Genomic DNA, 25,241 nt, shown 5'->3' on the forward strand with positions numbered 1-25,241 from the left:
AGGCCTCACTCCCATAACAGAATTTGCAGGTTCGACTTGACCGGAACGGTCAGGCCATCGGTGCCGCTCACCGGGGTTTGTGTGCCGCGCAGCGGGTCGTACAGAGTGGCGCTGGCCAAGCCCGGCAAGTGCGCGTTGCCGCCTAGGGCCGACCAGAAAAACCACAGCTTGCGCCCGTCGGTGCGGGTCCAGCCAATGCTGAACAAGCCGTCGGGCAGCGCGTCGGCGGCTGGCGGGTCGCCCGGTGTGAGCTTCGGTCCGCTGATATCGAGGAAGTTCTTCAGCGCGCTGTAGACCGGCTTGGGATTGGTGTCGATGTCCAGCAAGCCATAGGAGCGATCACGCACGCTGGCGCGCTGGTCGAGGTCGCTCAGGGTGAACAGGAAAATCTTGTCGTAATCCATCGCGCTCATCAGCGCCAGGCGGCGCACCACGTAGTCGGCCTGCGCCTGTGGCGTGATGATGTCCTGGGCGTCTTTGGGCCCCTTGTAGGTCGACCAGCCCCACTCGGTACTCCACAAGGTTTGCACGCCGCCGTTGCGCAGGGCCTGGTTGAGCTGGGTGGTCTTGGCGATGAAATCCAGGTTGGCCGGGTCGTTGCCTTCGGGCAGTTGGGTGTAGGGGTGGTAGGAGATGATCGTGTTCAGGCTGGCCAAACCCAGTGCGCCCAAGGCGTCAAACATGGTCTGGCCGTTGGGCATTTCACTGAAGAACGCCATGCCGGCGGCGACCACTGGTTTGTTCGGGTTCACGGCACGCAAGGCGTTGGTGGTGACGGTCAACAGATTCGCGTAGCCGGCCGGGTCCGCCACCGGACGCCAGAAGCCGATCAGATTCGGTTCGTTCCAGACTTGCCAGGCATCGACGCTGGGGTAGCGCTGGGAGAGCAGCGCCATGCGGTTGGCGAACACGTTGGGGTCTTTTGGTGGGTACTGGTCCGGGTACAGCGACAGCGGTGGCGCGCTGGTGATAAAGCGTGCCGAACCCACCAGGTAAAACACTGACTTGATCTGGTTCTGTTGCAGCTTGCCCACCAGTTCATCGAGGGTGGCGAGCTTGTATTGGTTTTGCGCGGTTTCCAACTGGTCCCAGTGCAAATCCAGGCGCACCCACTCCAGTCCCAGTGCCTTGAGGCGGTCGATCTGCTTTTGATAACGCTCGGGGCTGAACCACAGGAACTGCGCATTCACCCCCAGAAAATCCTTCCACACCACTTCTTTGGAGCCCTTGAGCACATGGCTTTCGGCATCCGCCTGGCGCCCCCATAAGAATGCGGTCAGGCCCAGGGCGGCAACCAGCGCAAAGGTGGCGAGATAGGTGCGTTTACGCGCCATAAGGGGCTCCGCTGATGGCTTGCTCGAAGAGCTGTTTGAATTTTTGCGCGGTCAACGGCCACAGGCGCTCGCGGCCGATTTCCCCGGCGCGTTCGGCCCAATCCCGCGCCAGCGATGGCGTGCGGGCCAGGCGCAGCAGTTGTTCGCCCAGCGCGGCGACATCCCCTTCGGGATAGATCGCGCCGTTGCCGCTGGCGACTTCCTCGGCGAATGCGCGCGCGTCGGAAGTGATCGCGCCGCGCCCGCAGGCGGCGGCCCAGGATAACGCGCCACTGGTGCCGCGCTGGCGCCCGAGCAGGCCGAGTTTTTTCGATTCACGGTAGGGCAGCACCATTACATGGTGGGCCTGGATGGTCTGGGCGATCTGATCGGCCGGCAGGTTCAGTTGCCAGTCGATGGCGTCGGTCAGGCCCAATGCCGCGATCTGCGCGTTCAGCTGTTCCAGGTAGTTGCCGCCCGCGCCAAACGCCATTTCGGCGGCGGTGCCGCCGGCCAGGGTCAAGCGCACGCGGTCGCGCAATTCGGGGGCTTGCTTGAAGACATCCGCCAAGGCTTGCACCAGGTCTTCGATGCCTTTGCCCCGGTAGATAAAGCCGAAATACAGCAGCCGCAGGGTATCCAGCGACGGCAATGCAGCCGGTGCAATCGCCAGGTTGGCGTGGTTGATCACTGCGACTTTGCCGGCCGGCAGTTGCATGCGCTGGGTCAAGCAGTCGGCACCCAGGCGGGTGAGGGTCACCAGCCGGGTCAGCCCCTTGGCGACCTGGCGTTCTTCGCGCAGGGTCAGCGGGTCGGCCAGCACCACCGCCGCCTGGGGCAATGGGCTGGGTAGGCGTTGCAACAGATTCAAGGGGAAGGGCAGGTGCTCACGCCGCCACACGATGCGCTCCGGGTCATGCACGGTGGCAGTCAACGGCAACTGCGGATAAGCCTTGCGCAGTTCACGCAAGGCCAGGAATTCCCCGAGCCGCCCGCCGCCCAGTTCGGCGTGCACCAGATCGACGCTTTGCCAGTCGAAACCGCCGATGGCGTGCTTGATCGCCTCGCAATTGCCCGCCACGCCGGCCAACGGTGTCAGCACCGTCACACCGAGTTGTTCCAGTGCCGTACGGAAATGGTTCGCGTAGTCGGCGATCCCGTTCTTTTCCGGCGGCAAGGGCGCGAGCAAAGCAATGCGCATCAGAACGCTCCCCGGTATTTGCCGATGGTGTGCAGCACTTTGCTTGGCACTTCGAACTTGCGACGGTTGATGATGATGCCGTCCACCTTGCCAAACGCGGTGTTGAGGATCGACAGCGCGTGCTCCACCACCGGCACGGTACTTTTGCGCGCTTCCACCACCAGGCCGATCAGGTCGGCGCGGCGCAGGTTGACGAACGCTTCGCGGTTGTCCAGCAGGGCCGAGGCGTCGAGCAGCACCACTTCGCCCGGCGCGGCGGTTTCCAGCCCACCGACCCGCACGTTGATGCCGTTCTCATGCAGCAATTGGCGCAGTTGCTCCACCACGAAGGTCACCCCTTCGCCATGGCGCGCCGAGGTCAGGCCCAGGGTCAGGCCTTGCTCGGCAATGCGGTCGGGCTGCAGCAGGCTGTACAAACGGTAGATGCTCGCATTGAACGCGTTGGTACTTTGCGCGGTGGAGGTGTCCAGCTCCGGCAGGGTGGTCCACAGGGGCAGGCCGAACTTGCGCTCCACCAGGCCGCCGTCGTGAATGCGCTGGTCGAGCAGGTAGCACAGGTAGATCACCAGCAGGCCGACCACGATGGCAAACGGGATCGCCAACACCAGCATCACCAGGGTTTTCGGGAAAATGCGGCCCGGGTTCAGGGTGGCTTCTTCGATCACGGCGATGTTGCTTATTTGGCTGTTGTCCAGCTCACGGTCGATGCGCGATTTTTCCAGGTTATCCACGTACAGCGCGTAGTTGCGCTCGGTGGTGTTCAGCTCCCGGGAGAGGCGGGCCAGCTCCGGTTCAATCTCCAGGGCCTCCTTGCGCTGCGCTTCCAGGTTCACCAGTTGTTTCTGCTGTTGAACCAGTTGGGTGCGCAGCGCCAGGTTGTTGCTGGTTTCATCCAGCAACACGCGCTGCAAGTGGATTTCCAAGGTGTTTGGCGCACGGTTTTCCGAGGCTTGCACCGTGTTGCTCTCGTTGTTGACCTGCACCTGCATGGCCCGAATTGACGCGTCCAGGGCTTTGACCGGCGGCGCGTTGTCGGTGTAGGTGCGCATCATGTCGGCCTTTTCCAGCAACTTCTGGTTGAGCAGGCGACGCAAATCCTGCTGCTGCGGGTTCAGTGCGATCTGGCGCACCGTGGTGACTTCCTTGGGCTGGCCCTTGAGCTGGGTGCGCGTGCTCGCAATGGCACTATCGGAGGACGCGATCAGCCGCGTGGTATTGAAGGTCTCGCCGCGCAGTACGTTGATGCGCTCGGACAGATCCTCCAGGCGATCGGTGATGCTCGCCGCGCCGATCTGGTTCAGGTGCGTGAGGATCTGCTCCTTATAGCTCTTGATCTCGGTCGCGCTGTTGGCCACCTGGCCTTCATAGAAGGCATACAGGCTCTTGCGGCCCAAGGCCTCGGTGCGCTCGTTGATGTAGGTCTCGACCCAATCCTTGACCACCGCCTGGGCGATTTCCGGGTCGCTCCACTTGAACGTGATGTCCATCACCGTGGAGCCGGCGGCGTGGCTCACCTCGAAGTTCTTCTCCAGGCTGGCGGCCAGGCGTTCGACTGCCGTGGTTTTTTCGACGATGCCCACGGTTTCCATGACCACGCGCACGCCGTCGAACACCGCCCCCACGCCGCTCTTGACGTAGTACTTGGTGCGTTTCCAGAAACCTTCCGGAGGTGGTGCGTTTTCGATCACTTCCAGGTAATGCTCGGCCACCGCACGCACGATGGGCCGGCCGGTGAGCAGGCGCTCCTCGTCGACAATCGGGTCACGCTGGGTGCTGGGCATCACCAGCGCCTGGCGGTTGCTGATCTCGATGGGCAAGGTCGAATCACGCCCCGGCTTCACCAACAGCCGCGCGGTGGATTCGTACTTGGCCGGCAGCAGGAACGCCCCCAGCAGGATGATCACCAGCGCGGCAATCGCCGCCAGTTTGAACTCGTGCCGGAAGATGAAGAACAAGCGCAGAAGATCACGAAAAGAACGGATCTCGATCATGGGATGTCGCTCCTTTAGTTATTGCCGCCGCTGGTTCGGGTGTAGTTGTAGCCCACCCCAATGGACTTGGTGAATGGGATCAGTTGGTTCATGTAGGTATCCACCCCTTGGATGCGTTCGCCCACGTTGGATTTGGGCACGAACACCACATCGCCGCGTTGCAGATGCACGGGTTTGCGGCCGTTGGGGCCGGTCTTGAGTAACTGGCTGAAGTCCAGGAAGTACGCGCGATACGCGCCCTGGGCGTCTTCGCGCAGCAGGGCGACCATGCTCGCATTACCCGCCGGGCTGACGCCGCCGGCACCGATAATGGCTTGTTCCAGGGTGTTGGCCGTGCCGAGCTGCACCGCCGTCGGGTTGTTCACCGCGCCGCCGACGATGATCGAGCTGCCCGGCGCCTGGTTGATGTTTACCGTTACGCGCGGTTCGCGGTAAATGGGCGCCAGTTTGGTAGTCAACTCCGTGGCCAGCTCCGAAGGCGGGCGACCGGCGACCTGCACCGGCCCCAGGAACGGATAGTTGATCTTGCCGTCGGTCTGCACCGTGTACAGCGTCAGCTCATAAATGGTGCTGACGTTGAACGCCGACAGTGTCGGCATTTCGCCGGCATCGCGCACGATGCGCAACTGGTCTCCGATGCGGATGCGTTCCACCGCCGGCGGCAGTTGGGCAAGCTGGTCGAGGGCGCGTTTGCCTTCCTCGACCGTATCGCTGTCGGGCGGGACGATGCGTGCCGGCGTATTGCAGGCGGCCAGGGCCAACATGGCCACGACGAGCAGGGTTCGTTTCATCAAGGGGGACTTCCTGTGGGTCATGATGCTCACCTCCAATAACCGGGAAACATGCTGATGCGCCGCTTGAGGGCGAGGGGGAGGCGACGCTCCAGATGGCCCAGCCGGTAGCCGAGCAGTTTGAACGCACTGCGCACCAGCACTTCGGGGGCGCGGTGCAAGGCTCCGGCTTTGCGCAAGGCCGCGAGTTCGGCCAGCACATAGCGCTTGCCTTCGCCACCCGCGTCGCCAAAGGCCTGTTTGATCCACGGTTCGCGACCGTAGAACACGCCGATATCGAAGTAGCGGTGAAATTCATCCAAGAGTTTGTAATCGTGGGAATGATGCACCAGCGCCGTGGCGGCGTAGCGCACTTTGTAGCCTTCGAGCAGCATGCGCGCCGCGACATAGGCGTCTTCGCTGCCGATCACATCCGCCGGAAAACCGCCCACCGCTTCCAGCACACTGCGCCGGTACACGGAAAACGAGTCGGAACTGAAGCAGGTCTTGATGCCCAGCTCCGGCGCATCGGCCAGGCTCTTGCTGCGGCTCTGCTCGGGGTAATTGAAGTGCCGCGATTGCGCACCCAGCACACCCGCATCCGGATGCGGCAGCTGGCGGCCGTAGGCCACGCCGTAGAGCGGGTCCTGCTGCAATTCGGCGAGCAGGTTGGCGAAGGTCTCCGGGGTGGCGGGGATCGCGTCCTGGGTCATCACGATCAGCGCGTCGCCGGCCACTTGTTCGCTGGCCCAGCGCCGCGTGCCGCCGTGGTTGAAGTCGCGTGCGTCGATCACTTCGACCCGTGCGCCGAATGCGCGAAAGCGCGCCACGGTGTCATCACTGGAGGCGCTGTCCACCACCAGCATCTCGTCAGGTTGCAGGGTCTGCATCTTCAGTGCCGGCAACAGGCGCGGCAGGTGGCTGGAAGCGTTACGGGTCGGGATGATCAGTGACGTACGCATATCATTTTTTCACTTCAGCCGGGGCGCGCCCGTAGATGTCGTCGAAGCGCACGATGTCGTCCTCGCCCAGGTACTCGCCGCTCTGCACCTCGATCATCACCAGGTCGATGATGCCGGGGTTGGTCAGGCGGTGTTTGTGCCCGGCGGGGATGTAGGTGGACTCGTTGGCGTTGATCAGGAACTCGCGCTCGCCGTTGGTGATCTGCGCCGCGCCGCTAACCACTACCCAGTGCTCGCTGCGGTGGTGGTGCATCTGCAACGACAGCGACGCTTGCGGCTTGACCACGATGCGCTTGATCTTGAAGCGGCTGCTTTCTTCCAGCACGGTGTAGGTACCCCACGGCCGGGTGACCGTGCGGTGCAGGCTGTACGCCGGATGGTTCTGGCGCTTGAGCTCGGCGACGATGTAGCGCACATCCTGGCTGCGGTGGGCGTCGGCGATCAGCAGGGCATCCGGGGTGTCGACGATGATCAGGTCACGCACACCCACGGCGCCAAGGATGCGCTTGGGCGAGTCGATGTAGCAGTTGTGCACGTCATGCAGAATCGCCTCGCCATTGACCTGGTTGCCATGAGCGTCGCTGGGGGTGAGTTGGCGCAGGGCTTCCCAGGAACCGATATCGCTCCAGCCGATGTCGCAGGGCACCACGGCGACTTGCTTGGACTTCTCCAGCAGCGCCACGTCGATGGAAATATCCGGCGCACGGCCGAAGGCGTCCGAGTCCAGTTCGCGCTGGTGCGAGGTCTTGTTTTGCAGGCTCATGCTGTGCTCGAGCGCGGCGCGCGCCGCTTCCAGCACGTCAGGGGCATGGGTGGCGAGCTCGTCCACCAAGGTGCTGGCCTTGAAGCAGAACATGCCGCCGTTCCACAGGTGCTTGCCGCCGTCGAGGTAGGCTTGGGCGGTGGCCTGGTCGGGCTTTTCGACAAAGCGTTTGACCCGATGGCCTGTGCTTAACGGCTCGCCTTGTTCGATGTAGCCAAAGCCGGTTTCCGGGTGGTCTGGCTGGATGCCGAAGGTCACCAGGTAGCCGGCTTCGGCCAGCTCGCGGGCCCGGGTCACGGCTTCGGCGAACGCCACTTCATCGAGGATCAAATGGTCGGCGGGCATCACCAGCAACTGCGCGTCGCCGCCGTAGTGTTCCTGCACATGCAGCGCCGCCACGGCGATCGCGGCCGCCGTGTTGCGGCCAAACGGCTCCAACAACAGGTCGAGGGGCAGGTGGGCTTTGTTGACCGGGCGATAATCATCCAGGGTGCGGAACAGCAGGTCGCGGTTGGTCACCGTCAATACGCTTTCTACGCCGGGCAATTTGGCGGCGCGCTGGAAGGTTTTTTGCAGCAGGCTCTGGCCGTCGCGCATGCGCATGAACGGCTTGGGCATGTTCTGCCGAGACACCGGCCACAGCCGCGTGCCCGAACCACCGGAAATGATGCAGGGAATTAATCCGTTGAGTGTGTTCATCAATAGACTTCCTTGGTGGAAAGGACGGCCGGGACCGTCATGAAGACGATGTACAAGTCAAACCACACCGACCACTTGGAGATGTACTCCAGGTCGTACTCGACCCGTTTCTGGATCTTGAACAGGGTGTCGGTCTCCCCCCGGTAACCGTTGATCTGCGCCCAGCCGGTGATGCCCGGCTTCACCCGATGCCGCGAGCTGTATTCGCTCACCGCCACTTCGAAGGGAACGCCCGCCGCTTTGGTTGCCGTGGCATGCGGGCGCGGGCCGACCATGGACATGTTGCCCAGCAGCACGTTGAACAGTTGCGGCAGCTCGTCGATGCTGGTCTTGCGGATGATGCGGCCCACACGGGTGATGCGCGGGTCTTCGCGGGTGGTCTGGCGTTCGGCAGTGAAGTCGCTCTGATCGGTGAACATCGAGCGGAACTTGAACACGCGGATTTCATTGTCGTTGTAGCCGTAGCGGTTCTGGCGAAACAGCACCGGGCCTTTGGAGTCGAGCTTGATCGCAATCGCCGTTGCCAGCATCACCGGCGACAGGCACACCAGCGCGAGGCTGGCCAGCAGGAAGTCCTCACAGCGCTTGATCACCGGCGACCAGCCGCGCAATGGCAATTGCGAGGTGTTGAACATCAGGATGCCGCCCACATCGGTGATCTTGCTGTGGCCGTAGCGCAGGGCGGCCATGTCCGGCACCAGCATCACGTTCACCGATAACTGCCGCAGGCGGTTGACCAAGCCGTGGATGCGCTGCTCGGCGGCCCAGGGCAGGCAGATCATCACTTGGTTGACCTGCTCGGCGCGGATCAGTTTTTCCAGGTCGCGGGTGTTGCCCAGCAGGGGCAGGTTGCTTAGCTCCTTGGGAATGCGCTCGGTGCGGTCGTCGATGAAACCGATCAGGCCGGAACGGATATCTCCGTTGCGCTGCAGGTGATCGGCGACGTGCACGGCTGTGTCGGTAAAACCCAGGATCACCGTGCGTTGCAGGTATTTTCCGGCACGCATCAGCCGACGGTACAGCCGCAGCATCACCAAGCGCTCTAAGCAGAACAACGCCAGGCTGGCCACGTACCATGTCACCAGATTGCGTGGGGTCAATTGCGGGAACATCTGCAGGATCTGGTACATGAACAACAGGAAACAGAAGGCCGCCGACCAGGCCTTGATCTTGGTTTTCAGGCGCAGCCGGTTGCTGAACAACTCTTCGGAATAGATGCCCAGAGCCTGGAACAGAATGATGGTCAGTACCGCGAAAAACACCAGCAGGCCCAGGAAGTGGGCACGCATCTCTGGGTCCATCGGGTCCAGGAACAGCACCAGGACCAGTGGGGGCAAAATGGCCGTCAGGCCATGAATCAATTTGACGAAAACAACAAAAAACTCAACAAACCCGGCGCGCGTTAAAAACAAACTGTCGACGGACGACTTCTCTCGCATAAAAACATCCCTCATTGCACTCCAGGCTTCGCTGTTTGATTGTTTGTTCAATAAAGCAGCAGGCTGCTTTAGAGCGCTGGTCAAACTGGCTACTCTGGGTAATACGCAACTTTCCATCCAAAATGTAGCTATCCATTTGAAGGGGGTTTGCGGGGGTAGTGACTAAAGGAGTGTTCCCTTACTGTGCTCAGTCAATTAATTGACTATGGTGCGGAGGTGGCATGCTAGACAGGTTAATGAGTCTTTTGTTCGGCATTTTATTGACGTTCCTTGTCTGGACACTCGGTCATCAGGGCTGATTTTGAGTGTAGGAACAAATGTGAGATTTTTCCTGCTTAATGGAAAAACCTTTTTCGAAGCGACGTAGGAAAGGGGGACAAAGAGGGAGTTGCAGGGCGCACTAAGCGCCCTGCTTGCGGGGCTTTCGCCGGATCAGAAGTCGCCTTTCAAACTCACGGTGAAATTACGCGGTTCACCGTAGAAGTTGCCCCAGGAGGCTGTGCCGACGGTGTTGAAGTAGCTTTTATCAAACAAGTTATTTCCGTTGAGTGCGACGGTCCAAGTGTCGTCGATACGGTACGCCACGCGGGCGTTCCAGGTCGCATAACCGGCCTGTTCGAGCTTGATGCCCTGCACGCGGTAGTTGCTGCTTTGCGCATTGACTCCGGTGCCTACGCTCCATTTCGACAACGCACCGTCGAGCTGATAGTCACCCCACAGCCGTAGCATGTGCCGAGGCACGTAGGTGTTGGATACGCCACCTTCTTTACGGGTGTCGATGTTGTTCAGGGACTTGGTCTGGGTGTAGGTGTAGCCGCCGAATACCTGCAGGCGCTCGAGCACTTCACCGCTGATTTCGGCCTCTACGCCCTGGGCGCGCACCTTGCCTTTGTCGGTGTAGCAATAGCCATCGGCGGAGGTCGGGCAGAAACTGGCGTAGTCGGTTTCGGCACCATTTTTCTCGATGGAGCGGAACAGGGCCAGGGAGCTGTTGAGGCGACCGTCGAACCATTCGCCTTTGATGCCCAGCTCATAGTTGTCACCGATCTTGGGCTTGAGCGCTGCGCCGTCGGCGGTGGCGTAGGAACTTTGCGGCTGGAAGATATCCGCGTAGCTGGCGTACACCGACAGGTGCTCGTCAAGGTCGTAGATCAGTGCGGCAAATGGCGTGACTTCGCCGGTTTCCTTGGTTCGTGCGTCCTGCACAGCCCATTCGCCCCAGGCCAGGTTGTTGGACTGGCGACGGTTTTCGTACCAGCTCACACGGCTGCCGACGATAAACATCAAGGGCTCGGCCAGGCGCAGGCGCAAGGTGGCGTAGGTGCCGTATTGCGTGGCGGTTTCCTTGACCGTGCCGCCACGGTACATGTTCGGCCAGAAGGTGTTGTCGGCCGGTTCCGGGAAGTGGTGGTCGGGCTGGTAGATGCTCTGGCGCTTGGGCAGGTTCTGAATCGCGTATACGTCGTCCTGGGTGCCACGGCTGCCGTTGGCGCCGAGGATCAGTTCGTGTTGCAGGCCGAAGGCTTCGAACTTGCCGTCTATATAGGCGTCGAGGCCGTAGTCCTTGTGGTCGTAGTCCATCAACGCCGCATAGGAGTTGGCCGTGGGCGCCGGGTCACCGTAGTTGATGGTGCCTTCGCTGGCGGCATATTTTGTGTCTTGCAGGTTGCGGCTGTGTACCGCCGCGACCTTGAGTTTCCAATCATCGTTGAAGTGGTGGGTCACGTCAGCGAAGAACGTGGTGCGCCGGCTTTGCCAGTCGTTCCAGGATTGGCCGAGGCAGGTCGAGCGGCTCAGGTTGGCGCTTTTGCCGTCGGCGTAGCGCGGCAGCCCGCCCCAGCACGGGGTGGCGTCGACATCTTCGTAGCTCGCGCCGACACCCAGGGTGGTGTCTGGCGTGAGGTCGAAATCCAGCGCACCGTAGAACGCCTGGTCCTGGCGCTTGGCGATGTCCATGTAGGAGCCGCGAGTCTGTTGGCTCACCGCCGCACGACCACGCAGGGTGCCGCTGTCATTCAGCGGGCCGCCGGTGTCGACATCGGCGCGGTAGTTGTCCCAGGTGCCGGCGGACAACGACAGGCTGGTGGTGGGCTTGGCCTGGGGCCGCTTGCGCACGAAGTTCACCGCACCGCTGGCGGTGCCGGCCCCCTTGAGCATGCCGGCGGCGCCCTTGAGCACTTCCACACGGTCGTAGATCGCCATGTTCGCACTGAAACTGTCGGCCTGGACGTAGTCCTTGCCCATGTCCAGGGGCACGCCGTCGTATTGGTATTGGCCGAGCATTTTGAAGCCTCGGGAGTAGAAATACTTGCCGCCCATGGGTGATTCGTAGGAGGTGATGCCGGGCGTGCGTTCCATCACGTCATCGATGGTAGTGACGTTCTGGTCGTCCATGAATTGGCGGGTCATCACACTCACCGATTGCGGGGTTTCCCGCAGGCTGTGTTCGCCCTTGCCGATGGTGACCGCGCCGGTAGTGTAGGAACCGGTGCCGTCGGTGGTGGCGCCCAAACGTTCGCCGTTGATCAATGTGGCGCCCAGGTTCAGTGTGCTGGCGTCGCCTGCTTGCGGCAGCAGCATCCAGGTGCTGTTGCCTTGGCGTTGGGCTTGCAGGCCCTGGCCGCGCAGCAGTTGTTCGAGCGCTTGCTGAGGATCAAAGCGTCCATTGAGGCCCGAGCTGGTTTTGCCGGCGACGCTGGTGGCGTCGTACGACAGGCTGATGCCGGCCTGACGGGCGAACTGGTCCAGCGCACTGGCCAGGGCGCCGGAGGCGATATTCCAGTCGCGGGCCTGGGTGTCGTTGGCCGGTGTTTCGGCCATCACGGCCAGTGGCAGGGCGCCGCTCAGGCAGACGCCAAGCAAGGCGGCCTGGACCGCGCGCTTGAGGGGGGAACGTGGGGAGGGGAACGCTTGCATGACCGCGGGATGCTCCTGAAGGAAGTGGACAGAACCGGCCTGTTGATCGGCCTTTCCTTACAGGTCGAGCGGCAATGAGAATTCACCTCATTTATTTTTTGAAAAATTACACGCGCGGTGAAACGGTCACCCAATAGCGGCTGCGGTAAGTGACATCGAGCTTGAGCGATTGCGCCACCAGGCCCAGCACCTGGTCGGTGTCGTCCAACTGATAAGTCCCCGACACCCGCAGCCCGGCCACTGCCTCACTGCAGCGCAACACGCCGTTGCGATAGCGGCCCAGCTCGGTGAGAAAGTCGTCCAGGCGCATATTGTGGGCGCTGATTACCCCGTCGCTCCAGGCCCAGGGATCAAGTCCGTTGGCGACCGCCGGGCGAATGCCGCTGCGGTTGAACACCATGGGGTCGCCGGGCGTGAGGACCTGGCGCGCGCTGGCCGCCTGGCTGTCGGCAAACACCGCCAGCGTGCCTTGCTGCACGGCAAGCAGGGTGCCTTGGGCTTCTTCGCGCACCAGGAATCGCGTGCCGAGGGCGCGCAGGTAACCGTCGCGGGTCTGGACCCAGAACGGGCGGTTGTCGGTCCCGGTATTCACCACGATTTCCCCTTGGCGCAACTGCACCAGGCGCCGCTCTGCGTTGAACGACGCATCGATCGCGCTGGCGCTGTTGAGTTGGATCCGGCTGCCGTCGTTCAATGCTACCCAGCGCCGTTCGCCGGTGGCGGTACGGTAGTCCGCCATCAAGGCGGGCAGGGGCGTGTAGTCGCGACCGAGCCAGGTCAAACCGGCGGCGCCGGCCACCAGGCCCAGCAGTTTCAAGCCTTCACGGCGGCTGATGCGTTGGCGCGCCCCACGCAGGGCATGCCGACCGACTTGGGCCGGCAGTTGGGTGAAATCGTCATTCATCGTCACCACCCGCTGCCACACCCGCTGGTGTTCGGCGCTGGTGTGCAGCCAGCGTTCGAACGCGGCCGTGGCGGCGTCGTCGGCGACATTGAAGCGCAGGGTGATCATCCACTGGATGGCCTGGTCGACCAGTTGCGCGTCAGCCTTCGACATAACGCAACCGGTAACACGCGTGCAGGGCCTTGGACAGGTCACGCTCCACCGTGGCCTTCGACACACCCAGGCGCAGGGCGATCTGCGCACAGGTCAGGCCGTCCAGTTGCGCCAGCAAAAAGGCCTCGCGCACGCGCGGCTTGAGCTGGTCGAGCAGGCGGTCGATGCGCTCCAGGCTATCGAGGATCAACAGGCGGGTTTCTTCCGATGGCACCTCGACTTGCGGGAAATGCGCGAGGCTTTCGAGGTAGGCGCGTTCCAGTTCACGGCGCCGGTATTGGTCGATCATCAGGCTGCGGGCGATGCTGCTCAAGTACGCGCGCGGTTGTTGCAAGGTTTGCTGGCGGCGCGCATTGAGCAGGCGCACGAAGGTTTCCTGGGCCAGGTCGGCGGCGTGTTCACGGCAGCCGGTGCGGCGGCTCAACCAGCCGCGCAGCCAGGCATGATGGGCATGGTAAAGCTGGCCGATGGCGGCATGGTCCAGTGGGTGATCGCTCGACATGGGCATCCTGGCGCAGCTGTCTTAATTGATAATGTTTCGCATTCTAGACGTTGGTCGTAGCGATTCGCAATTACTGGAGAAGAATGTATCCAGCACAATTTTTTGTTCGCTTAACGTGCACGGACTAATCTGCGGGCTTTCCCGGTGGAGGGCTTGAGCATGATCGACCTTGCGACCCTGGCGGTATTTTCCGGTGCTGTGCTGTTGTTGCTGTTGTCGCCGGGGCCGAACATGGCCTTTGTGATCAGCCATGGCGTGACCCATGGTTGGCGCGGCGGGATGGCGTCGGCCCTCGGCATCGGCGTGGCGGACCTGCTGCTGACCGCCTTGACCGCCACTGGGGTGACGGCGCTGGTTGCCAGTTGGCCGCCGTCCTTTGACCTGATTCGGTATGCCGGGGTGGTTTACCTGTTGTGGTTGGTGTTCAAGACGTTGCAGAAAAATGCTGGAGGCGACGCCGTGCATGTCAGTCGCGTGCCCTTGGGGCGGGTGTTCCTGCAAGCCATGCTCAACAGTTTGCTCAATCCCAAGGCTTTGCTGTTTTTTCTGGTGTTCTTGCCGCAGTTTGTAAGGCCGGAGGCGGGGTCTATTGCGGTGCAGTTGATGGTGCTGGGGGGCGTGCTGACTTTGATTGCAGCGGTGTTTCATGTGCTGCTGGGGGTGTTTGGTGGAGTGCTCAGTCGGTTTTTTGCCAGGCGCTCGAAGGGTGCCTGGCTGCAGAAGTGGGGGTTGGCGACGGTGCTGACGGTGCTGGCCGTGCGTTTGGCGGTGATGTCTCGGCCAGGCTGAGTACATATCCGTTGTTTGGGTAACGGCTGATATGGGTTCCGCCCTTACGGCGGGTCACTTTTGAAAAGAGCCGGCATTCCGGCCTTTCCAAAAGTGAGCCGCTGTAAGAGCGGAACCATAAGCCGCCGTTACCCAAATAACGGATATGTCCCCCGCCCGACCCAAACATCGCTTTTGCAGTATCCCCAGGAGCTATGCAGAATCACCCCAACCGAGCCGCCGCCCGCGCAACGATCTCCCCACGCACCCTGCGCGATTCAGCCGTGCGTTTGTTGGCTTCCTCCAACACATGCTTGGGCGCCGTGTCCGGACGCCCGGAATCAAACGGCGGTGCCGGCGCATATTCAATCTGCAATTGCACCAGTTGCGCCGCCGCTTCGCTGTACAACTCGGCAGCCAACGTCAGCGCGAAGTCAATGCCGGCAGTGATGCCGCCACCGGTCAGCAGGTTGCCGTCACGCACCACGCGTTCTTGCACTGCAATTGCACCGAGCGGGGCGAGCAGGTCGTGGTAGGCCCAGTGTGTGGTCGCCTTGCGCCCGCGCAACAAACCGGCGGCACCGAGCACTAGCGAGCCGGTGCACACCGACGTCACATAGCGGGCGGTCTGAGCTTGGACCTTGAGGAAGTCCAGGGTCTGCAGGTCTTCCATCAACGCGCCAACACCGGAGCCGCCAGGCACGCAAATCACATCCAGGCGCGGGCAGTCGGTATAGGTCATGGTCGGTGTGAACACCAGGCCAGTGCTGGAAGTGATCGGTTCCAGGTCTTTCCACACCAAGTGCAACTGCACATCCGGCAGCGAACCCAGTACGTCATAAGGACCGGTGAGGTCCAGTTGCTGGATACCGGGGAACAATACAAAGCCAATCTGCAGGGTCATTAATAGCGCTCCGTCAAAGGGGTGGACGGCTTCACTCTAGAGGCCTAGGCTTTGGCGAATACGCCATTGATCCCACGAATCACGCCAATCATGTCCAGAATCGTCCACGTCCTCGCTTTCGATAACGCCCAGGTGCTTGATGTCACCGGACCGTTGCAGGTGTTCGCCTCCACAAATGACCTGGCGCGTCAGCGCGGCCTGCCGTTGCCTTACGCCGTGTCGGTGATTGCTGCCCAAGCGGAGCCGGTGATGACGTCGGCTGGCTTGGCACTGCTGGCCGAGCCGCTGCCCGCCGTCGATGCGCCGTGCGATACGTTGGTGATTGCCGGCGGCTGGGGCGTATACGGCGCCGCCGAAGACCCGGCGCTGGTGGAGTGGGTGCGCGAGAAAGCCCGTCACACCCGGCGCGTGACGTCAGTGTGTACCGGCGCGTTCCTGCTCGCCGCCAGTGGCATGCTCGATGGCTGTCGCGTGGCCACCCATTGGACACGTTGCGAAGAATTGGCGCGCAAATTCCCGGCGTTGACGGTGGAGTCCAACCCGATCTTCATCCAGCAAGGCGCCGTATGGACGTCCGCCGGCGTCACTGCTGGCATCGACTTGTGTCTGGCGCTGGTGGAAGAAGACCTGGGCCGCGCTGTGGCCCTGGAGGTGGCGCGGCACCTGGTGGTGTTCCTCAAGCGCCCCGGCGGCCAGTCCCAATTCAGCGTGACCCTGTCCCTGCAAAAAGACGACAGCCGCTTCGCCGAACTTCACGCCTGGATCGCCGAAAACCTCACCTTGGACCTGAGCATCGCCACCCTGGCCGCCCAAGCCGGCATGAGCGAACGCAGCTTTGTACGCCACTACCGCGCCGAAACCGGTCAGACCCCGGCACGTGCCGTCGAATTGATCCGCGTCGAAACCGCACGTCGGCAATTGGCTGACAGCGCGGCGTCGATCAAACGCATCGCCGTGCAGTGTGGTTTTGGCTGTGAAGAAACCCTGCGCCGCAGCTTCCTTCGCGCCTTGTCGGTGACGCCCCAGGCTTACCGCGAACGCTTTTCGCCCAGCAACTCCAGCAGCGCATCCAGCGTGGCTTGCGGTGCTTCCTGAGGGATGTTGTGACCCACGCCGGGCAGCACCTGACGTCGGTAAAACCCGCTGAAATGCTCGACATCATCATCTACTTCAGGCGGTGGCCCCACCCCATCATCGGCGCCGCACAGCGAAACGCTCGGCACCGAGATCGGCGGCTGCAAAGTCAGCGCCTGCTCGATGGTTTCCAACGTCGGGTCGCCGGGCGCATACATGAAGCGGTGGCGATAGGAGTGAATCACCACCTCGACAAAATCCGGGTTATCGAACGACGGCGCGGTCTGCTCATACAGCCCCGGCCCCTCGGCCCAGGACGGCGACCATAACGACCACAGCAACTTGCACAGTTCGCCACGGTTGGCGGTCAAGCCGTCCACACCGCGCTGGGTGTGAAAGTAGAACTGATACCACAAGCGATGCTCCGTCACCGGCGCCCTGGGCTTCAGTGACTTGGCGATGTCCTGGATGTTGTAGCCATCGCCGGTCACCAACCCGCGCACGCGCTGTGGCCACAACGCCGCGACGATACACGCGGCTCGCCCACCCCAGTCGTACCCGGCGAGGGTGGCTTGCGGGATCGCCAGCGCATCCATGAAGTCCAGTAGGTCCTTGGCCAATGCGGCCTGCTGCCCGGAACGCATCACCTGCTCGTTGATAAACCGCGTCGGGCCGTAACCGCGCAGGTACGGCACCAGTACCCGGTAGCCACGCTCGGCCAGTACCGGCGCAATCGCGTCATAGCCGCGCGGGTCATAGGGAAAACCGTGTAGCAGGATCACCGGCTCACCGTCGAGGGGACCGTGGGCTTCGTAGGCGATATCGAGCATGGGCGTGCGAGCGTACAGCAGCGAGGTGGCGATCGTCATCGGAGGCTCCTGTTAGATGCTGGAACTCTAGTCCAAAGGTATGACGCAATGGCGTGCAGATAAACGTAGTGGTGTTACTTGTCTAGACTCAGCTCGGTGCTGTTCAGCACATGCTTGAAATGATGCCGCCACAGATCCACCCCCAACTGCCCCGACCGATCCAGCGACGAACCCACCGTCAGGTCGCTGATCAAGGTCGGCTGCAATCCCGCGTCGAACAGCGCGAACCCCGCCGCCAGCACGCAGGTGTCGGTCTGGATACCACACACCAGTACACGTTGCGGCGCGAGGCTTTTCAGATAGGAAACGGTCTCGGGGGTTGGCGCATAGCCGTGTTTGATAAAGATGCGATCAGCGGCCACCAGGCTTTGGTCGTTCGGCGCCGGTTGCCAGCCGAGTTGCCGGGCGAAGGGCGTGACGCTCTCGTCGTGGCGCTCCACGGTGGCGACTGACGGCATGCGCCCCAGCAGGGTGTTGATGCCGTCCACTAGCCACGTGGGCGGGTTGAAGGAAGGTTGCACGTCGATGATCAGCAGTACCTGGCGCATGGCGTTCCTGTCCGTGGTCGAGTGGCCGCCCATTGTGCACAGGCCACTTCAGGGTTGCCAGGTGGTTTTCTCCCCGCTGAGCTTGCGATCCAGGAACGTCGCCGCGCTGATCAACGCCAGGTGGCTCAAGGCCTGGGGTGTATTGCCCAGGTGGCGGGCCTGGGTGTCGAACTCTTCGGCGTACAGGCCCAGCGGGTTGGCGTAGCGCAGCAATTGCTCGAATTCCAGGTGGGCCTTTTCAACTTGCCCGGCGCGGGCCAGGCATTCGACGTACCAGAACGAGCAGGCCGCAAACGCGCCTTCGGTGCCTTGCAGGCCGTCGATCTGGCTGTCGTCGTTACGATAGCGGTAGACCATGCCGTCGCGCACCAGGCTTTTCTGGATAGCTTCCAGGGTCGAGAGCCAGCGTGGATCGGTGGCCGCGACAAACCTCACCAACGGCATCAATAACATCGAACCGTCGAGCGCGGTGGTGTCGGTATGCTGCACGAAATGCCCGCGCTCTTCGTTCCAGAAATTGCTCCAGATGTCGGCGTAGATCGCCTGGCGGGTCTGGTCCCAGCGTGCAAACGGCGCCGGCAACGAACGCTTGGAGGCCAGACGGATGGCGCGGTCCAGCGCTACCCAGCACATGAGTCGTGAGTGCAGGAAGTGATGCTGCTCGCCGCGCATTTCCCAGATGCCCACGTCTTTGGTGTTCCAGATTTCACAGACCTGGTCGGCAACTTCTACTGTATGTTTCCAGCCCTCACGGGAGATGGCTTCGCCGTACTTGTTGACCAGATACACCGCGTCCATCAGCTCGCCATAAATGTCCAGCTGGATCTGGTCAAACGCCTCGTTGCCGATACGCACCGGTTTGGCGCCGCCGTGGCCTTGGAAGTGCTCAAGCTCGGCCTCGGGTAATTCCTGGCGACCGTCGATGCCATACAAAATGTTGATCTTGGTCGGCTGGTCGCAGCAGTCGCTCACGCGGCCTTTGAGCCAGCGCATATAAGCGTTGGCTTCCTCGACAAACCCCAGGCGCATGAAAGCATACACGGTGAACGATGCGTCGCGGATCCAGGTGTAGCGATAGTCCCAGTTGCGTTCGCCGCCGGGGGTTTCCGGCAGGCCGAAGGTGGCGGCGGCGATGATCGCGCCGTGTTTACGCGAGGTCAGCAGTTTGAGCGCCAGGGCCGAACGGTTGACCATTTCGCGCCAGCGCCCACGGTAGTTCGATTGCGCGATCCAGCCGCGCCAGAACTTCAAGGTATGGGCCAATGCCAGGTCCGTGCAGCTGCTGCCCACCCGTTCATCCTCCTGGCCGCCAAGGACGAATTCGGCACCTTCTTCCTGGCCCAGGGTAAAGCTGGCCACGGCGGCGCCGTCTTTGATCTGCAGCGGGTGGCTGCCGGACAAACGCAGGCCGGGTTGGCCTTCGGCGCTGAAGCACACCGTGCCGTTGTCAAGGGTGGCTTGGGTGAGCGTGCGCGCGTAGTCATGGCGCACCGCACAGCGCAGATGAATGTCGGCCTTGCCGCTGACCACACGTACGCGGCGGATCAGCAGCGGCAGGTCATCGATTTCTTCGCTGATGGCCAGCAGGTCGGTGATCTCTACTACGGCCTCATCGCTGAGCCAGCGGGTTTGTAGCACGTTGGTGTCGGGCAGGTAGATCTGTTCGCGGCGCGCGTTGGGCAGGTCCGGGGTGAGCTGGAAAATGCCGGCATCGGGGCTGTCCAGCAGCGAGCAGAAGATCGACGGGCTGTCGAACTCCGGCCAGCAGAAGAAGTCGATGCTGCCTTTATCATTCACCAATGCGGCACTGCGCATATCGCCGATGATGCCGTGGGCATCGATGGCGCTCTGTTGTTCGTTCTTCAAATCAACCATTGCCACGAAACTCCGGATATAGGCTCATGCCGCCGTCAATAAAAAGCGTGCTACCAACGATATAGTCGGACGCATCACTGGCCAGCCACACAACGGCGTTGGCCACATCTTCCACATCGCCGATCCGCCCATAGGGAATCAACTTGAGCAATTCTTGTGCTGCCGCGCCTTCGGTGGCGGCTCGATTGATCGCGGTACGGATCGCCCCCGGCGCAATCCCGTTGATGCGGATGCGCTGTTCACTGACTTCCTGGGCGAGGGTGCGCATCAACATCTCCACGCCACCCTTGGACGCTGCGTAGTTCACATGCCCGGCCCACGGGATCAGTTGGTGCACCGAACTCATGTGGATGATTTTGCCCGCCGCCCGCGACACGCCTTCGCGTACGCCCTGGCGGTTGAAGATGCGCACCGCTGCGCGGGCACACAGGAACTGGCCGGTAAGGTTGACGCCGATCACCGCATTCCAGTCATCCAGGCTCATGTCCACCAGGTTGGCGTCCTTCTGCATCCCGGAGTTGGCCACCAGGATGTCCAGGTGGCCGAAGGCATCGAGGGTCTGGGCAAAAAGCCTTTCCACCTCTTCTTCTATAGAAACGTTGGCGCCGATGGCAATCGCCCGGCCGCCCTCGGCATTGATCTGCTCTGCCAGTGCCTTGGCCGGTGCGGCCTGGCTGTTGTAGTTCAGCACCACGGCTGCTCCGGCTTGCGCCAGAGCCTTGGCCGCGCCGGCGCCGATTCCGGAACTGGCACCGGTCACCAGCGCCACTTGTTGCTCCAACGAGATATGCATTGCTCACCGACCTTAAATTCGTGAGTTCAAGTAGCTGACTGATCGCGCGCAAGGGAAGTTCACCCGTGTGAAATTAGCGACTACAACCATGGTGAAAAATGGAATAACAGAACTATAAAAAATAACCATAAGATACTAAAAAACCGCTCAAAAGCGTTTGACAGGCTTTTTCGCCCCGTGTCTTATAGGCACACATCAACCCGCTCCGTTGGTAGTTCGGAAGTCATCGCGGGGCCACCTATAAGAGATTTCTATGTGCCTTTCGGCCGATATAGGGGAACTACCAGTTCAGGTAAAAGCAGCGGCCTTAGTTGGCGTGCCTAAGTTAGTTATCTTCGATTGCGACGGTGTTCTCGTCCAAAGTGAAGAAATAACCCTGTCTGTATTGATCTCCATGCTTAATGCCCTTGTTCAGGGCGACCCGCTGCTTGATGTCACCTGTTTTATCGAGCGCTTCCGTGGGCGGAAGATTGCCGAGTGTTTGCGCGAAGCTGAGCAGATATTAAATGTCAGTTTGGATGCGGAGTTTGAACAGCACTTTCGCGAGCGAGCGCTGCAAGCACTGACCCTCAGTTTGAAAGCCTCGGATGGGGTGCTGGAAGTATTACAAAAGTTGGAAGTTCCTTATTGCGTAGCCTCAAGTGCACCCCGCAGCAAGATAGAGCATTGCTTACGCCTGGCAGGGCTGTTTTCTTATTTTGAAGGGCGAATATTCAGTTGTTACGAGTTGGGTAGTTGGAAGCCTGATCCCCTGGTATTTCTGACGGCCTGCCGAACTTACCGCATCGACGTGAGTGATGCGCTGGTGGTGGAAGACAGTGTGACGGGTATCCAGGCGGCTGTAGCGGCCAATATAAAAGTGTTGGGCTTTGGTCCCGCGCATCGGCATGCGCAATTGGCCGCGGCCGGAGCATTGCCGATTGCTGACATGCGTGAAGTATTGACCATTTTTAATTGACTCAGGGAGGAGGCGTCGTGAACACACTTGGTTACCTGGAACGGCTCAAACGCAACGATCAATCTTCAGAAGTGTGGTGGGACTCATCGCCTGCCGTATACCTACCGTATAAAAAACACCTGCTGGAAAAATACCCAGCCGCTGTGACTTATATAGAAGCGTTGATGCCGGATGAATTCTCCCAGCCCTGGGGCTTGTGCAGTGCGACCACCAACCCTCGGTTAGTGACGGCCGTCATCCTCGAAAAGCGCGAGTATTGGTCCTCACGTTTCAACTTGGGCAAGCTGTCTCCCAGCGAGTTGCGCAAGCAGCTGTACAACGAAGTCATCGTCGAAGGGGCCGCCACGCTCAAGCCGCGTTGGATTCAGTCGGCGCAGGCCGAAGGGTGGATTTCCGCCCAGGTCGACCCGGTTGACGTGCGCTGCACTGAACGCATGAGCGCCCGGGGATTGGAACTGCAGCGCCTGGCGCCGAACGTGATGGTCAAGGTGCCGGGTAGCCTGGAAGGGCTGGTAACGGTTGAACACCTGGTGGCCCAGGGCGGCTCGGTGAATATCACGTTCTGCTTCACGGTTGCGCAATTCCAGGCCGGTATCCAGGCCATCGAGCGCGGTAGGGCGACTGCCCGCAGCAAGGGTATCGACACTGCCCGCTGCAAGTACGTCATTACGTTCATGATCGGGCGTTTCGCCTGCCAGCCCGAGTTTACGCTGCAGGCCGCCGAGCGTGGTCTGGCGTTGAGTGCCGAGGAGCTGCGCTGGGCTGAGTTGATGATCTACGAGCAGATCCAGGCGCTGGTGGCGTCCTCGAAGACGCCGGTCAAGACCCTGCTGTCCAGCATAAAGGTCGATGTGGACGAGCGTGGCAACAAACATTGCTGGCACCTGGAGAAGACCGGGCATACGGCGACCTGCTACACGCTGACACCGGAGGTGGTGGAGTTCCTGATCGAGCGCGAAAGCCATGGCAAACCCGTCGTGCCTGCGCTGGAACCTCAGAAACCGCCGGCGTCGACCTTCGCAAAGCTGATCCGCATTCCGTATTTCTACGAAGCCTACTTTGTCGACAGCATCGAACCCTACGACTTCGGTAACCATGAAGCCTTCATCAACGCCTGCAATGAAGCCAACAGCGCGCATCGGCGCCTGGCGGATTACTGCGTTCGGCTCTGCCCAGTGACGACGCCGTTCAAGCGCGCGCTCAACGCGTTGCTCGCCGCTGAATTTGGGGTGATCGCATGAACAGGATGATCGGGTTGTGGGCACACCCACGTTCGCGCTCCACGGTGCTCGAACGTGTGTTTATCGAGCGGGGCGATTTCGAGGTTTTCCATGAGCCGTTTGCGCATATGGCGTTTTCCGAGGACTCGGCGATTCCCTCGGATGAGTGGGATCACAGTTTGCCCACCACTTACCCAGGCATAAAAGAGCATCTGCTTAATGCCCGTGAGCGCGCGAACGTTTTTCATAAAGACATGTGTTATCACTGTTTGGATGACTTGAAAGTGGATGTTGGCTTTCTCGCGCAACAGGACAATATCTTTCTTATTCGTGAACCCGCCAGCAGCATTATTTCCCATCATCGGGTGCATCCCGATATGCCATTACAGGCTATTGGGCATAAAGCGCTATACGACATATTTTGCGTGGTCACCAAGCTGACCGGCAAAGTGCCTTATGTGATCAATGCGGATGACCTGGCCGCAGAGCCGGAACGGGTGATCCGTAAACTCTGTGATCATTTGAATATAGAGTTTATGCCACACGCGATGACGTGGAAGCGTGAGTGCCCACAACAATGGAAAACGTGGCGACGTTGGCATGTCGACGCGGAAAACAGTGAGCGGATTGTTTCTCCAGATACTCCGCACGTTGATATCAACGCATTTGATCAATATCCGAATTTAAAAGCGATGTACGAATATCACCGTACGTTTTACGCGCGCATGAATGAATTTTGCCAATAGGGATTGTTGCATGAAGAAGTTGATTATTACCGGAGCGGCCAACGGGATTGGCCGGGCCACTGTGGAACTGGCGATTCTACAGGGTTATTTTGTTATCGGCGCGGATAAGGATGCCGAGGGCTTGAAAGTACTGCAAGGTCTCTATGGCGCTGATGTGTTCGAGGCGCACATTGCCGACTTTTCGGATATGACCGTTATCAAGGGGTTCATTCCACGACTCTATGAGCGCCATGCAAGTATTTATGGTTTGGTGAATAACGCCGGTATTTATCACGGTAAAAGTGTCTATGCCTACTCCGATGAGCAGATAGACGAGATCCTCACCGTCAACCTCAAGGCGCTGGTCTATCTCTCCAAAGACTTCGCCGAACGGGAAATGCCGCACGAAGCCCAGCGCAGCATCGTCAACATCGCTTCGGTGGCCGGTGAAGTGGGCAGTTGCGACGCGCTCTACGGCGCCACGAAGGCGGCAGTGATCGGCCTGAGCAAGGCCAACGCCTGGAACTTCGCGCCGTTCGTGCGGGTAAATGTGGTGTCCCCGGCGCTGATCCATGAAACCGCCATCTACGGCACCATCCCCGAATACCGACGTGCCGAGTACGCCCGCCAGGAAGTCCTCAAGGACCCCATCCTGCCTGGTGGCGTGGCTGAGGTTATCTTGCTGTTGTTGGGCGATGTGATGCGTCACATCACCGGAAGGGTCATCCCGGTGGACAACGGAGCCTACCCGCGATGAGTCTTCCGGTGCGCAAGAAAAAGCTGTTGCTGGTGGGCGCCGGCAACCTGTGCCTGCAGATACTCAAGATTCTGGGACCGAAAAACGCGTTCGACTTTGTGGTGCTGGGGCGCAATGAAGAAGCCACGATCCGCTTGTGCAATCTGGTGGCGTTGTCGTGTGCGCAGTTGGGCCAGTTTATCGACATCAAGCCCGTCGTTGCCGACCTGACGGATGTCGGCAAGGTCACGCAGCTACTGCGTGAAGAAGCCCCGGATATGCTGGTGAACTGTGCGTCGCTGCAGTCATGGCGGGTGATCACCGGGCTGCCCAAGCTGTCGTTCGAAAAGCTCGACCAGGCCCAGTTCGGCCCCTGGCTGCCCATGCACCTGACGTTGATGCATTGCCTGATGCAGGCGGTAAAAGCCTCCGGCATCAGCACCAAAACCGTGAATGCGGCGTTCCCCGATGCGGTCAACCCGATCCTGGCGCGCATCGGCCTGGCGCCGGACATTGGCGTCGGTAATGTGGCCAACCTGATTCCGGCTGTACGTTTTTCCATTGCACGGTTGCTCGAATGTGCACCCGCTGATGTGCACGTGCAGCTGTATGCCCAGCATTACTTCAGCCACTACGTGCCGCGCGGTGGTTTGCCGCCGCGTGCCAATTACCGCTTGTTGTATGAAGTGCGCGATCGACCGGAAGTGGGGCGCCTGCCGGCCGAGGCGATTTTCTCGACGGTGAAATCCGAGTTCCGTCGCCTGGGCGGGGTGGATGGGCAGTTCCTCACCGCGTGCTCTGCGGTCACGGTCATCGAAGGGCTGTTTTCGCCCGTGCCGGTCCTGGTGCATGCGCCGGGGCCTCTTGGGCTTCCGGGCGGGTATCCGGTGTGGCTGCACGATGGGCGGATCCAGGTGCAGTTCTCCAACGCGTGCCCACAGGACGAGGCGGTGCGCATCAATAGCATCTGCCAAAGCCAGGATGGCATTGATGAAATCCATTGCGATGGTTCGGTCACTTACAACCCGCAGTGCATGGCCGTCATGCAATCGATGCTGGGGTATTCCAAGAACACCATGGCCATCGAGCAGTCCGCCGAATTTGCCCGCGAGCTGGCGAGCAAATACCTGTCCTTCAAGAATTCAACCTGGTAGGTGT

Annotated in this window: 22 protein-coding genes; 7 read left to right on the forward strand and 15 right to left on the reverse strand. The window is 61.0% G+C overall.

Going from position 1 to position 25,241, the window contains the following annotated elements; genetic code table 11:
- Positions 1 to 5: 5 nt before the first annotated feature.
- The 10 genes from RB216_RS09815 to RB216_RS09860 form a co-directional block, all read right to left on the reverse strand.
- Positions 6 to 1,334 (reverse strand): GH39 family glycosyl hydrolase, encoded by a 1,329-nt coding sequence (locus RB216_RS09815; RefSeq protein ID WP_308908618.1) that lies wholly within the window; start codon positions 1,332 to 1,334, stop codon positions 6 to 8.
- Positions 1,324 to 2,514, reverse strand: a complete 1,191-nt coding sequence (locus tag RB216_RS09820) for a glycosyltransferase (RefSeq protein ID WP_308908619.1) — start codon at positions 2,512 to 2,514, stop codon at positions 1,324 to 1,326. Before RB216_RS09820 ends, RB216_RS09815 begins: the two co-directional genes overlap by 11 nt.
- Positions 2,514 to 4,505, reverse strand: a complete 1,992-nt coding sequence (locus tag RB216_RS09825; RefSeq protein ID WP_028619527.1) for a GumC family protein — start codon at positions 4,503 to 4,505, stop codon at positions 2,514 to 2,516. The genes RB216_RS09820 and RB216_RS09825 overlap by 1 nt, the downstream gene beginning before the upstream one ends.
- Positions 4,506 to 4,519: 14 nt before the next feature.
- Positions 4,520 to 5,296, reverse strand: coding sequence for a polysaccharide biosynthesis/export family protein (locus tag RB216_RS09830; RefSeq protein WP_068931721.1), 777 nt, complete (start codon positions 5,294 to 5,296; stop codon positions 4,520 to 4,522).
- Positions 5,297 to 5,325: 29 nt separating this feature from the next.
- Positions 5,326 to 6,237 carry a glycosyltransferase family 2 protein gene (locus RB216_RS09835; protein WP_068931722.1) on the reverse strand — a complete coding sequence of 304 codons (912 nt, stop codon included), beginning with the start codon at positions 6,235 to 6,237 and terminating at the stop codon, positions 5,326 to 5,328.
- A 1-nt stretch (position 6,238) separates the two neighbouring features.
- The gene (locus tag RB216_RS09840) at positions 6,239 to 7,699 is read right to left on the reverse strand and encodes a mannose-1-phosphate guanylyltransferase/mannose-6-phosphate isomerase (protein WP_028619530.1); all 1,461 of its coding nucleotides are present in this window, start codon (positions 7,697 to 7,699) and stop codon (positions 6,239 to 6,241) included.
- Positions 7,699 to 9,138: an undecaprenyl-phosphate glucose phosphotransferase gene (locus tag RB216_RS09845; RefSeq protein ID WP_028619531.1), complete on the reverse strand. Its 1,440-nt coding sequence runs from the start codon at positions 9,136 to 9,138 to the stop codon at positions 7,699 to 7,701. The genes RB216_RS09840 and RB216_RS09845 overlap by 1 nt, the downstream gene beginning before the upstream one ends.
- A gap of 432 nt (positions 9,139 to 9,570) precedes the next feature.
- The gene (locus RB216_RS09850; RefSeq protein ID WP_068931723.1) at positions 9,571 to 12,054 is read right to left on the reverse strand and encodes a TonB-dependent siderophore receptor; all 2,484 of its coding nucleotides are present in this window, start codon (positions 12,052 to 12,054) and stop codon (positions 9,571 to 9,573) included.
- A gap of 106 nt (positions 12,055 to 12,160) precedes the next feature.
- A complete protein-coding gene (locus tag RB216_RS09855) occupies positions 12,161 to 13,111 on the reverse strand; it encodes a FecR domain-containing protein (RefSeq protein ID WP_308908620.1) in 951 nt (316 codons plus the stop codon).
- Entirely contained in the window at positions 13,098 to 13,613 is a 516-nt protein-coding gene (locus RB216_RS09860; protein ID WP_028619534.1) for a sigma-70 family RNA polymerase sigma factor, read from the reverse strand. Before RB216_RS09860 ends, RB216_RS09855 begins: the two co-directional genes overlap by 14 nt.
- Before the next feature lie 159 nt (positions 13,614 to 13,772).
- Between RB216_RS09860 and RB216_RS09865 the strand changes: the two genes are divergently transcribed.
- Complete coding sequence (locus RB216_RS09865; protein WP_122684169.1) at positions 13,773 to 14,402, forward strand: LysE family translocator; 630 nt, start codon at positions 13,773 to 13,775, stop codon at positions 14,400 to 14,402.
- Between the two features lie 202 nt (positions 14,403 to 14,604).
- Here the strand turns inward: RB216_RS09865 and inhA are convergent, their stop codons facing one another.
- Positions 14,605 to 15,285, reverse strand: coding sequence for an isonitrile hydratase (inhA, locus tag RB216_RS09870; protein WP_068931727.1), 681 nt, complete (start codon positions 15,283 to 15,285; stop codon positions 14,605 to 14,607).
- Between the two features lie 90 nt (positions 15,286 to 15,375).
- Between inhA and RB216_RS09875 the strand changes: the two genes are divergently transcribed.
- Positions 15,376 to 16,380, forward strand: coding sequence for a GlxA family transcriptional regulator (locus tag RB216_RS09875; protein WP_308908621.1), 1,005 nt, complete (start codon positions 15,376 to 15,378; stop codon positions 16,378 to 16,380).
- Here RB216_RS09875 and RB216_RS09880 read toward each other — a convergent pair.
- From RB216_RS09880 to RB216_RS09895, 4 genes are all read right to left on the reverse strand, one after another.
- Positions 16,314 to 17,228 carry an alpha/beta fold hydrolase gene (locus RB216_RS09880; RefSeq protein WP_308908622.1) on the reverse strand — a complete coding sequence of 305 codons (915 nt, stop codon included), beginning with the start codon at positions 17,226 to 17,228 and terminating at the stop codon, positions 16,314 to 16,316. The two genes, RB216_RS09875 and RB216_RS09880, sit on opposite strands and share 67 nt — an antisense overlap.
- A gap of 74 nt (positions 17,229 to 17,302) precedes the next feature.
- Positions 17,303 to 17,776 carry an isochorismatase family protein gene (locus RB216_RS09885; protein WP_028619539.1) on the reverse strand — a complete coding sequence of 158 codons (474 nt, stop codon included), beginning with the start codon at positions 17,774 to 17,776 and terminating at the stop codon, positions 17,303 to 17,305.
- A 48-nt stretch (positions 17,777 to 17,824) separates the two neighbouring features.
- Positions 17,825 to 19,651 carry a glycoside hydrolase family 15 protein gene (locus RB216_RS09890; RefSeq protein WP_308908623.1) on the reverse strand — a complete coding sequence of 609 codons (1,827 nt, stop codon included), beginning with the start codon at positions 19,649 to 19,651 and terminating at the stop codon, positions 17,825 to 17,827.
- The gene (locus RB216_RS09895) at positions 19,644 to 20,444 is read right to left on the reverse strand and encodes a glucose 1-dehydrogenase (RefSeq protein ID WP_068931734.1); all 801 of its coding nucleotides are present in this window, start codon (positions 20,442 to 20,444) and stop codon (positions 19,644 to 19,646) included. Before RB216_RS09895 ends, RB216_RS09890 begins: the two co-directional genes overlap by 8 nt.
- A 253-nt stretch (positions 20,445 to 20,697) precedes the next feature.
- Between RB216_RS09895 and RB216_RS09900 the strand changes: the two genes are divergently transcribed.
- The 5 genes from RB216_RS09900 to RB216_RS09920 are packed head-to-tail and all read left to right on the forward strand — an operon-like array spanning position 20,698 to position 25,237.
- Entirely contained in the window at positions 20,698 to 21,402 is a 705-nt protein-coding gene (locus RB216_RS09900) for an HAD family hydrolase (protein ID WP_028619542.1), read from the forward strand.
- Between the two features lie 17 nt (positions 21,403 to 21,419).
- Positions 21,420 to 22,643, forward strand: coding sequence for a transaldolase family protein (locus RB216_RS09905; protein WP_028619543.1), 1,224 nt, complete (start codon positions 21,420 to 21,422; stop codon positions 22,641 to 22,643).
- Entirely contained in the window at positions 22,640 to 23,368 is a 729-nt protein-coding gene (locus RB216_RS09910) for a sulfotransferase-like domain-containing protein (RefSeq protein ID WP_028619544.1), read from the forward strand. Before RB216_RS09905 ends, RB216_RS09910 begins: the two co-directional genes overlap by 4 nt.
- Before the next feature lie 10 nt (positions 23,369 to 23,378).
- Positions 23,379 to 24,104 carry an SDR family oxidoreductase gene (locus RB216_RS09915; RefSeq protein ID WP_305384520.1) on the forward strand — a complete coding sequence of 242 codons (726 nt, stop codon included), beginning with the start codon at positions 23,379 to 23,381 and terminating at the stop codon, positions 24,102 to 24,104.
- Positions 24,101 to 25,237 (forward strand): Rossmann-fold NAD(P)-binding domain-containing protein, encoded by a 1,137-nt coding sequence (locus tag RB216_RS09920; protein WP_028619546.1) that lies wholly within the window; start codon positions 24,101 to 24,103, stop codon positions 25,235 to 25,237. The genes RB216_RS09915 and RB216_RS09920 overlap by 4 nt, the downstream gene beginning before the upstream one ends.
- Positions 25,238 to 25,241 lie beyond the last annotated feature (4 nt).

The sequence above is a fragment of the Pseudomonas canadensis genome, assembly GCF_030980095.1.
Taxonomy (GTDB): Bacteria; Pseudomonadota; Gammaproteobacteria; order Pseudomonadales; family Pseudomonadaceae; genus Aquipseudomonas; species Aquipseudomonas canadensis.